Origin of the sequence: Streptomyces mesophilus (genome assembly GCF_040300965.1) — a bacterium.
In the GTDB taxonomy this organism is placed as follows: Bacteria; Actinomycetota; Actinomycetes; order Streptomycetales; family Streptomycetaceae; genus Streptomyces; species Streptomyces mesophilus_A.
Genome location: NZ_JBEPEW010000089.1, coordinates 25560 through 34984, shown reverse-complemented (window position 1 = coordinate 34984; position 9425 = coordinate 25560). Strand labels below are relative to the sequence as shown.

The following is a 9425-nucleotide window of genomic DNA, read 5'->3' as shown; positions in this document are numbered from 1 at the left end:
GCGGCACCGGCGTGGACCGGCTCGGGGACGCTGAACAGCGCGGCGCCCTGCGGGGCCGGCTGGAAGCCGGCCGCTTGCTGGGCGGCGCGGAACGCCTCGACGTCGGGGGTGGCGGGAGTGGCTCCGGCGGGCCGGGCCTGCGGAACGACCGTTTCTGCACCCTGCGCTTGCGGAGGCTGCGGCCAGGGGGTCGCGGCCTGTGCGGGGATCTCGCCGAGCTGGGGGCCGGGAATCTCACCGGGCGCCGCGGGGATCGAGCCGAGCTGCGGTCCGGGGGCGACGGGAGTGCCGTCGGCCTCGCGCGGAATGTCCAGGTACTCGGGCCCTGTCGTCGGCGGTCCCGGCCGGCGCGTCGGCACCGGGTTGGCCGGCGTTCCGGCGGGGCCGCGGTCGGCCAGCGAACGGACCGGGCTGGGCGTCGCGGGGCCGGCCACCGCGGGCGGGCCCATGTGCAGGGGGCGGCGGACCGGCGCCTCCTTCGGGGCGGACATACGCGCCCCGCCGAGTTCCACGGAACCGCTGTCGCGCCCGGCGGCTTCGTGCGCGCCCGGGGCGCTCATGTCCTGTGCCGCAGGCATACCGGAGTGGTGCGCGCCGGCGAAACCGCCATCGTGCGCACCGGCGAACTCGGCACCGGCCGCGGGGTCGTGGTGACCGGCCTCGCCGGCCGGTACGGCGTCATAGCCACCGGGCTCACCGATCGCGAACGCGGAGTCCGTCACGGGCTGGACACCGAGCGGCGCCTGACCGTGCGAATCGGGAGACATCTGCGGGCCCCCGGGCATCGGCGTCCCAGCCGGCGGCGTCCCCATCTGAGGGTTCCCCATCTGAGGAGCCCCGGCCTGGTGGTTGCCCACTTCGTGGTTGCCCACTTCGTGGTTGCCGACTTGGTGGATGCCGACTTGGTGGTTGCCTGCCTGAGGAGTCCCGCCCTGAGAGCCGACCTCACCCATGCCGTACCCGGGCGCAGCGGGATACCCCTCGGGCGCGAACGCCTGACGGTCCTCCGACCATGCGCCCTGCGCCCCCGGCATCAGGAGCAGATCGTCGTCCTCCGCGGCGGCGCCGGAGGGATCGTGGAAGGTGTGCGCACCCGGGGCGGGAACCCCGGGCCGGCCCACCGTGCCTGCGTCCTGAGGCAGTCCCTCGCCCGGGACCTGGCCGGTGTCGGTCATGCGTACCCCTCGCCCATTGGTCGTACTTCTCCTTCGGCCGGCTCCCCGGGGCGGTGTACAACCCACCCAAGGACAAGAACGAGCGTGCGCGCCGCGCGGCACGTACGACTCGTCGACAAAGCGCCAAAGGCATCAGCGCCCTAGGCATTGTCGCGGCCGAACCACCGTCGTGACGAGTAGATCCACCACAGCCCGCTGTGGACTACGCCACGTCGCGCGTCCTCCGGTCCTGCCGTACCACACACGCCCCAAAACGGGCGCGCTTTCCGGACATTGACGTACGAAGCGACGAACGTCCGGGAGCAGTACAACGATCGGCCAGCCTACCGCGAGCCGGGGCGCACCAAGGTCGCGGGGCGGATTTACGGCATCTCCTGAGCGGCCCTGACCGGCCGTGCTCCAGGATTCGTCGACTCTGTGAAACAGCCATGTACCGGTCGTGAGCGACCCATGGTGTGCGCTGTGCGGCCGAAGAGCCGGAAAACGGTCCTCAATCCCCGGTTCTGCTTGACCGTTCGGCCGAGATGACGAAGGCGACCACGCGCTCCAGTTCGCTCCAGGCGCGGGTGTCGAGTTCGACGGACTGCAGCAGCGAGCACTCGACCGCGTAGCCGTGCTCCATCAGGTCCCTGCCGACGAGTTCGGCCTCGTCCCGCGTGGACGCGTGGGTGACGATGCGCTCGGGACGCCGGTCGGCGACCGCGGAGACCACGGCGGCTCCCCCGCCTCCCACCCGTACGACATCGGGTTCGGGCAGATCTTCCAGTACGTGCGGTGCCGTGCCGTGGACGACCTGCAGCTGGACGCCGAAGCGGCGGGCCACGGCGGTGGTGCGGGCACAGGAGTCGGCATCGCGGTCGACGGCGATGACCGCGGCACCGAAGCGTGCCGCCTCGGCCGAGAACGCGCCGCCGCCGCTGCCGATGTCCCAGACGAGATCCCCCACGCGCGGTCCGAGCCGGGCGAGCTGGGCCGCGCGGACCCGGTCGTTCTCGCCCTCGCCCAGCCCGCCGCCGAACGCGGAGGCCGGCAGCGCCCAGCCGCGCGCGGTGCCCGACGTGTCCCGGCCTGCGATCCAGCCGGTGTCCGCGGTGACCGGGCCGCCGATGACGATCACGACGTTGGGGTCGCGCCAGTTGCGGTCGGCGGCCTTGTCGGAGGTGAGGACGGTGACCTGCTCGCGGGAGGTGCCGAGCTCCTCGCAGATCACGAAGGTGCGCTGCACCGGGCCGAGCAGCAGGCCGAGTTCGGCGGGGCCCGCGCCGGGCGAGGTGAGTACCGCGACCTTCGTATGAGCTCGGCAGACATTGACCGCCCGGCGCAGGGTGCGCCGGTGGGCGACGACGACCTGGGCGTCGTCCCAGGGCATTCCGGCCCGCGCGAAGGCCTGGGCGACGGACGAGACCGCAGGGACCACCTCGACCTCGAGGCCGAACTCGGGAGCGCGCAACGTCCGTACGACTCCGAAGAACCCGGGATCGCCGTCCGCGAGCACCACGGCCGTACCGCGATGGCGGGCGATGCGCCGGGCCGCGAGCGAGACGCTGCCGAGCCGGATCCGCTCGGCGCGCTCGGGAACCTCGGGCAGCGCGAGGTGGTGGGCGGCGCCGGCGACGAGCGTGGCGGCGCCGAGTGCGGAGCGGGCCGCGTCGGTCAGCGGGGTGCCGTCCCAGCCGATCACCGTGACGCGGTCGGCCATGGTCGTCAGTCTCCTGCGGTACTCGGGGGTCGTCGAGGCACGGGTGAGCGTACCTGGTGAGCGCGGGGACCGCCGTGTGCAGGACCGCCGGTCAGTTCCACTCCGAGTACGCCGAGTAGCCGGACGCCTCCGCGAGCTGGTCGGTGACGCCTTCGAGGTCCTCGGGCAGCAGGGACCACACGATGTAGTCGGTGCGGAAGTCGGTCCAGGTGCCGTCCTCGCCGCGGGTGCGCGCTATGCAGGCGCCGCGCAGGACGCCCTCGCTGATGCAGCCGATCTTCTGGGCGACCTGCTGCGAGGCGGTGTTGTCGGCGGCGGTGCGCAGCTCGATGCGCTCCAGGAGCTGGTCGCGGAAGAGCCACTGCGCGGTGGCGAGCGAGGCCTCGGCGGCATAGCCCTCACCGCGCGCCCAGGGCGCGATGATGTACGACATCTCGGTGGAGCGGACCCGCCAGTTGGTCTTGGCGAGCTGGACGATGCCGACCAGGCGCTGGGTGAGGAACTCGGTGACGGCGAGGTCGAGTCCGCGGCCGGACTCGCGCTCGGTGGGGGCGTACTCGCTGATCCACTTGGCTGCGTCGGCCTCACCGTACGGCTGCGGGACGGCCGTCCATGCCCCGATCATCTCGTCGTTCATCATCTCGGCGAGGCCGGGCGCGTCGGCGTCTTCGAGCGGGCGCAGCACAAGGCGCTCGGTGCTGATGGAGATGTCGGGGAACATCGGGTGAGCCGTGGTCATCGCGCCGCTCCGTCACTACAGGCTGCTGAAGTGTTCAGCATCAAGCCGCTGAAGAGCCCAGCATGCAGCATCGGAGCGGATAACTGCACCACAGGGCCCGCACCTTGAGGGTGCGGGCCCTGTGGTAACAGGGATCGAGCGAATGTCGAGCGTAAGTCGACAAACCGTCAGAACCGCTCGACCGCCGGGGTCATGGCCACGATCGTCAGCCCTCGACGGGCAGCACGGACCCCTTGTACTTCTCCTCGATGAACTGCTTCACCTCGGGCGAAGTGAGCAGCTCGGCCAGCTTCTTGACCCGCGGATCGCTCTCGTCGCCCTTCTTCACGGCGAGGATGTTGACGTACGGGTTGTTCTCGACGGACTCGAGATGGATCGAGTCGTCCTTCGGGCTGAGGCCTGCGTCCAGCGCGAAGTTGTTGTTGATGACGGCCGCGTCCACATCGTCGAGGGAGCGCGGCAGCTGGGCCGGTTCGAGCTCCTTGATGACGAGCTTCTTCGGGTTCTTCGTGATGTCCGCCGGCGAGGCGGTGGTGCCCGCGTCCTTCTTGAGCTCGATCACGCCCTGGGAGGCGAGCAGTTGCAGTGCCCGGCCCTCGTTGGTCGTGTCGTTCGGGACGGCGACGACGGCACCGTCCTTCAGCGAGGACACGTCCTTCGTCTTCTTCGAGTACACGCCCATCGGCGGCAGGTAGACCCCGGTCACCGACGTGAGGTCCGTGCCCTTGGACTTGTTGAAGTCTTCGAGGAACGGCGCGTTCTGATAGAGGTTGGCGTCGAGGCTGCCCTCGTCGAGTGCGGTGTTCGGCAGGACGTAGTCCGTGAACTCCTTGACCTCGAAGTCGAGGCCCTTCTTCTTCGCCAGGTCCTTCTGGATGTACGCGAGAACCTCACCGGCCGGCACGGGTGTGGCACCGACGACGAGCTTGCCGTTCCTGTCGCCGCCCGAGGCCGGGTCCGTCCCGCCGCCGCAGGCGCTCAGTGCGACGAGCGCACCGGCGACCGCGACGGCGGAGACGAGCTTCTTGCGAGCGGAAATGCTGCGCTGCATGGCGCGCCCTCCCCTGGTCCCGTGTTTCTCAGAACGCGGGCTCGACGGCGCCGTCGAACTTGTCGTCGATGTACTTCTTGACCTCGTCGGAGTTCAGGAGCTTCGCGAGCTTCTTGACGCGCGGGTCGTTCTCCTGGCCCTTCTTGACCACGAGACCGTTGGCGTACGGGTTGCCCTTGGGGGTCTCGCTGACGAGAGCGTCCTGCTTCGGGCTGAGGCCGGCCTCGACGGCGTAGTTGCCGTTGATCACCGCGGCGTCGACGTCACCGAGCGAGCGCGGCAGCTGGGCCGCCTCGATCTCCTTGAACTTGAGGTTCTTGGGGTTCTCGGCGATGTCCGCGGGGGTCGCGTCGAGCCCGGCGTCCGCCTTGAGCTTGATGATGCCGTTGGCGTCGAGCAGCTTGAGCGCGCGGCCCTCGTTGGTGGTGTCGTTGGGCAGCGCGACGGTCGCGCCCTTGGCCAGCCCGTCCGTCTTCTTGATCTTCTCCGAGTAGAGGCCGAGCGGCTCCAGGTGGACGTCGTTCACCCAGACCAGGTCGGTGCCGTTCTTCTTGTTGAAGTCGTCGAGGTACGGCTTGTGCTGGAAGTAGTTGGCGCCGACGGAGCCGTCCTGGGTCGCGGTGTTCGGCTGGACGTAGTCCGTGAACTCCTTGACCTCGAGGTCGAGGCCCTCCTTCTTCGCCAGGTTGTCCTTGACGTAGTTGAGGATGTCGGCGTGCGGGGTGGGGCTGGCGGCGACGATCAGCGGACCGTCGGCGTCGGCCGAACCGGAGCCGCTGTCGGAGCCGCAGGCCGCGAGGCCGAGGGTGAGGGCTCCGGTGGCGAGGACAGCAGCGGTGATCTTGGCAGTGTTACGCACGAAAAGTGCCTTTCTCCAATGGGTGGTGCGACCCGGCGGCAGGTGCCGGGGGCATTGCTGTGGGGGGAAGTTCAGAAATACGGGGGAGGTTCAGGAAGCCTTGGTCGGCTCGGCGACCGCGGCGGGCGCCGGGGTGTTGCGGAGCAGACGGAGCTTGGGGGCGGTCGAGCCGCGGCCCTTGCGGGAGACGGCGCGCGCAGCGTAATCGCCGATGAACTGGATCACGGAGATCACCACGGCGAGGATCGCGATGGTGACCCACATGAGCCCGGTCTCGAAACGCTGATAGCCGTACGTGATGGCGATGTTGCCCAGACCGCCGCCGCCGACCGCGCCGGCCATCGCCGAGTAGCCGATGAGCGCGACGACGGTGGTGGTGGCGCCGGAGATCAGCGAGGGCAGCGACTCGGGGACGAGCACCTTGCGCACGACGGCCCAGGTGTTGCCGCCCATCGACTGCACGGCCTCGACGAGTCCGTGGTCGACCTCGCGCACCGAGGTCTCGACGAGCCGGGCGAAGAACGGGATCGCACCGATCGCGAGGGGCACGATCGCGGCCTCGACACCGATCGTGGTGCCGGTGATCGACCGGGTCAGCGGCATCAGGGCGACCATCAGGATGATGAAGGGCATCGAGCGGCCGATGTTCACGATCTGGCCGACGACCTTGTTGACGGCCGCGTTCTGCAGCAGACCGCCGCGGTCCGTGAGGACCAGGAAGACACCGAGCGGCAGTCCGCCGATGATCGCTATCAGCGTCGACCAGCCGACCATCCGCAGCGTCTCCAGGGAGGCGGTCTCCAGGAGCGGCTGCATCTCGTTCCAGGTCACTTCGCGACACCTTCCTTGACGAGCAGCGGGTTGGCGGCGCCGCCGTCCGCGACGAGCAGCGGGGCGGCCGCTTCGTCGCCGGCCACCTCGACCTGGAGGCCCTGCTCGCGCAGGAAGCCGATCGGCACGACGTTCTCCTCGTACCGGCCGGGCAGTTCGATCCGCATCCGGCCGACCTGCTTGCCGCCGACGGTGTCCATCGCGGCGCCGAGGATCGAGATGTCGATGTTGTACGTACGGGAGAGCTGCGAGATGACCGGCTGGGTGGCGGCCTCGCCGTGGAAGGTGACGTCGACGACGGTGCGGTCCACGTCGGTGGCCTCACCGCTGACCGGGAACAGGGCGTCGGCGAGCTCGGAGCCCGGGGTCGCGAGCAGTTCGGCGACCGTGCCGGACTCGACGATCCGGCCGTTCTCCATCAGGGCGGCGGAGTCGCAGATGGTCTTGACGACGTCCATCTCATGCGTGATGAGCAGGACCGTCAGGCCCAGCTGCCGGTTGAGGTCGCGGATCAGCTCGAGGATCGAGCGCGTGGTCTCCGGGTCGAGCGCGCTGGTGGCCTCGTCGGAGAGCAGCACCTTGGGGTCGCCGGCCAGGGCGCGGGCGATGCCGACGCGCTGCTTCTGTCCGCCGGAGAGCTGGCTCGGGTAGTTCTTCGCCTTGTCGGCGAGACCGACGAGGTCGAGCAGTTCGAGCGCCTTGCGGGACCGCTCCTTGCCGGAGACGCCGAGGATTTCGAGCGGCACCTCGACATTGCCCTGCACGGTGCGCGAGGACAGCAGGTTGAAGTGCTGGAAGACCATGCCGATCTTGCTGCGGGCCTCGCGCAGCTCCTTGCCGGCGCGCGGTCCGCGGCCGGCGAGGGCGGTGAGGTCGACGCCGTCGACCGTCACCGTGCCGGAGGTGGGCTTCTCCAGGAGGTTGATGCAGCGGATCAGGGAGGACTTGCCGGCGCCGGACTGGCCGATGACGCCGAACACCTCACCCTCGCGCACCTGGAGGTCGACTCCGTCGAGGGCGGTTACTTCACGACCGCGTGAGCGGTAGACCTTGGTCAGGCCGGAAGTGGTGATCACTGGGGTTTCCGTCACTGTCGAGTGCGCGGCGCAGCGTGTGCACCGGGCACGGGGCATTTCTTCTTCGGAAGTTCGGAAGCCGAGCACGTCTGAGGACACGGCTGTGGCCGTGCATCAGCGGAGATTTTCGTCGTGCGCGGGGGCCGGCCCGTTCCTCCGACAGCAGGTCGGGGATGCGGCTCGGCCGTCTCGCTTCGGGGCGCGAGTGTGGTGCAGGGGCCCTCTAGAAGGCGCGCATTCGACACATACAACGAGCACCGGGCGTCATCATCGCCTCGGTCGCAAGGGTGCGGCTGCTCGTCGTGGTCATGGGATCAAGTAAAGCAGACAGGCCTACGAGCAGATCACGGGTGTCCGCAATGCGGACAGCTGCACCCAGGGAGCGGACACCCGTGAAGGGGTCAGTCCCGGGCAGTGAGCTCCACACCACCGTCGATGGCCTGCGCGAACACGGCCGACAGGTCCTTCACCACGTAGTCCGCGGCCAGCTCGTCAGCGGTGTGGGTTGTGGTCAACGCCACGGTGATCATGCCCGCGGCGCGGCCCGCGGCAAGTCCGGCGGGTGCGTCCTCGAAGACCACGCAGCGGGCCGGGTCGACACCGAGGCGCTCGGCCGCGAGCAGGAAGGGCTCGGGGTCGGGCTTGCCCCGCGTGATGTCATTGGCGGCGATCATCACGGGGAAGTCGATGCCCACCTCGTGCAGCCGGGCCTCGGCCAGCGGCCGGGTCGCGGAGGTGACGACGGCCCAGCGGCTGCGCGGCAGCGAGGTCACCAGCTCCTTGGTGCCGGGCAGCACAACCACTCCGCCGGGCACGTCCTCGACCTCGAGCTGCTCGATCCGCGCGAGGGCCTCGGGGATCTTCTCCGCGGGCAGCAGCTCGGCGATGATCTCGACCGCCGGACGGCCGTGCAGCTCGACCCGCGCGAAGTCCTCCGCGGTGATCCCGTACTCCTCGGCCCAGCGCCGCCAGCAGCGGTACACGGACTCCATGGAGGAGATGAGGGTTCCGTCGTTGTCGAACAGGAGGGCTTCGGCCTGGATCTTCATGGTTTCGACCCTAAGCGGGGCGGCCGAATGCCGGCGACCGGGTATCGGCCCGGCCCGCGTCCCGGTAGCGCCCCGGCCCGGGCGCGGCGGGCCGTTTGGGCCGTAATAGGCTCCCAGCATGCTCGACGCCCTGACGATCGCGACTTCGGTGGCCGCGCTCGCCCTCGCAGCCTGGTGCGGTTTCGCCGCCTTCCGTGACCAGCCGACCAAGGACTGGCACTTCATCGGCATGGCCGTGGTGACGCTGCTCACGGTGGTCCAGCTGATCGTGGGCATCGTGCAGCTGACGGGCGGCAACGAACCCGAGCAGGGCACGACCCTGTTCGTGGCGTATCTGATCGGCACGGTCTGCGCGATTCCGGCGGTGGCCTTCATGTCGCTTGCCGAGCGCACCCGTTGGGGCAGCGCGACCGTCGCCGCGGGCGCCGTGGTGCTCGCCGTGCTCGAGGTGCGGCTCTATGACATCTGGGGAGGCTGAGATGTCCTCGACACCTGGGGAGGCCGAGATGGCGGAAGGCGCCAAATCCGTCGGCGCGGGGCGCACCAAGCTGATCGGCGGCCCCGGCATGCTGCTCGTCTGGCTGTACGGGGTGATGGTGGTCGGCGCGGTCTCGCGCTCGGCGTACCAGATCTCCACGGAGTTCGACCGCGCCCCACTCGCCTACTCGCTCTCCGCGATCGCGGCCCTGGTCTACGCGTTCATCACGTACACACTGGTCCGCGGCGGCGAGACGGCCCGCAAGGCGGCGCTGGCCTGCTGCGCCGCCGAACTGGTGGGCGTCCTGGTCGTCGGGACGTGGACGCTGGTGGAACCGTCCGCGTTCCCCGACGCCACGGTGTGGTCGGACTTCGGGATGGGCTATCTGTTCATCCCGGTACTGCTGCCCGTCACCGCGGTGTTCTGGCTGCGCCGGGCCCGTACCGCCGCAGCCGTCTGAACCTTCCT

The 9425-nt window shown here is 69.8% G+C and carries 9 protein-coding genes and 1 pseudogene; 2 read left to right on the top strand and 8 right to left on the bottom strand.

What is annotated here, in order from left to right:
* From ABT367_RS26860 to ABT367_RS26825, 8 genes and pseudogenes are all read right to left on the bottom strand, one after another.
* A pseudogene (locus tag ABT367_RS26860) lies at positions 1–1175 on the bottom strand (hypothetical protein); the annotation flags it as partial.
* Between the two features lie 490 nt (positions 1176–1665).
* Positions 1666–2874: a precorrin-6y C5,15-methyltransferase (decarboxylating) subunit CbiE gene (gene cbiE, locus ABT367_RS26855; RefSeq protein WP_352255668.1), complete on the bottom strand. Its 1209-nt coding sequence runs from the start codon at positions 2872–2874 to the stop codon at positions 1666–1668.
* A 91-nt stretch (positions 2875–2965) separates the two neighbouring features.
* Positions 2966–3613 (bottom strand): GNAT family N-acetyltransferase, encoded by a 648-nt coding sequence (locus tag ABT367_RS26850; RefSeq protein WP_352255667.1) that lies wholly within the window; start codon positions 3611–3613, stop codon positions 2966–2968.
* 205 nt (positions 3614–3818) lie between these two features.
* Positions 3819–4664, bottom strand: coding sequence for a MetQ/NlpA family ABC transporter substrate-binding protein (locus ABT367_RS26845; protein ID WP_352255666.1), 846 nt, complete (start codon positions 4662–4664; stop codon positions 3819–3821).
* A gap of 28 nt (positions 4665–4692) precedes the next feature.
* Positions 4693–5523, bottom strand: a complete 831-nt coding sequence (locus ABT367_RS26840; RefSeq protein WP_352255665.1) for a MetQ/NlpA family ABC transporter substrate-binding protein — start codon at positions 5521–5523, stop codon at positions 4693–4695.
* A gap of 90 nt (positions 5524–5613) precedes the next feature.
* The gene (locus tag ABT367_RS26835; RefSeq protein ID WP_165332445.1) at positions 5614–6354 is read right to left on the bottom strand and encodes a methionine ABC transporter permease; all 741 of its coding nucleotides are present in this window, start codon (positions 6352–6354) and stop codon (positions 5614–5616) included.
* The gene (locus ABT367_RS26830; protein WP_434975547.1) at positions 6351–7430 is read right to left on the bottom strand and encodes a methionine ABC transporter ATP-binding protein; all 1080 of its coding nucleotides are present in this window, start codon (positions 7428–7430) and stop codon (positions 6351–6353) included. Before ABT367_RS26830 ends, ABT367_RS26835 begins: the two co-directional genes overlap by 4 nt.
* A 401-nt stretch (positions 7431–7831) precedes the next feature.
* On the bottom strand, positions 7832–8479 hold the full coding sequence (locus ABT367_RS26825) for an HAD-IA family hydrolase (protein WP_352255663.1): 648 nt from the start codon (positions 8477–8479) through the stop codon (positions 7832–7834).
* 118 nt (positions 8480–8597) lie between these two features.
* Here ABT367_RS26825 and ABT367_RS26820 point away from each other — a divergent pair, with 118 nt between their 5' ends.
* Together ABT367_RS26820 and ABT367_RS26815 are read left to right on the top strand one after the other, a co-directional pair.
* Positions 8598–8957, top strand: coding sequence for a hypothetical protein (locus ABT367_RS26820; protein WP_352255662.1), 360 nt, complete (start codon positions 8598–8600; stop codon positions 8955–8957).
* A gap of 28 nt (positions 8958–8985) precedes the next feature.
* Entirely contained in the window at positions 8986–9417 is a 432-nt protein-coding gene (locus ABT367_RS26815; RefSeq protein ID WP_352255670.1) for a hypothetical protein, read from the top strand.
* Positions 9418–9425: the final 8 nt, after the last annotated feature.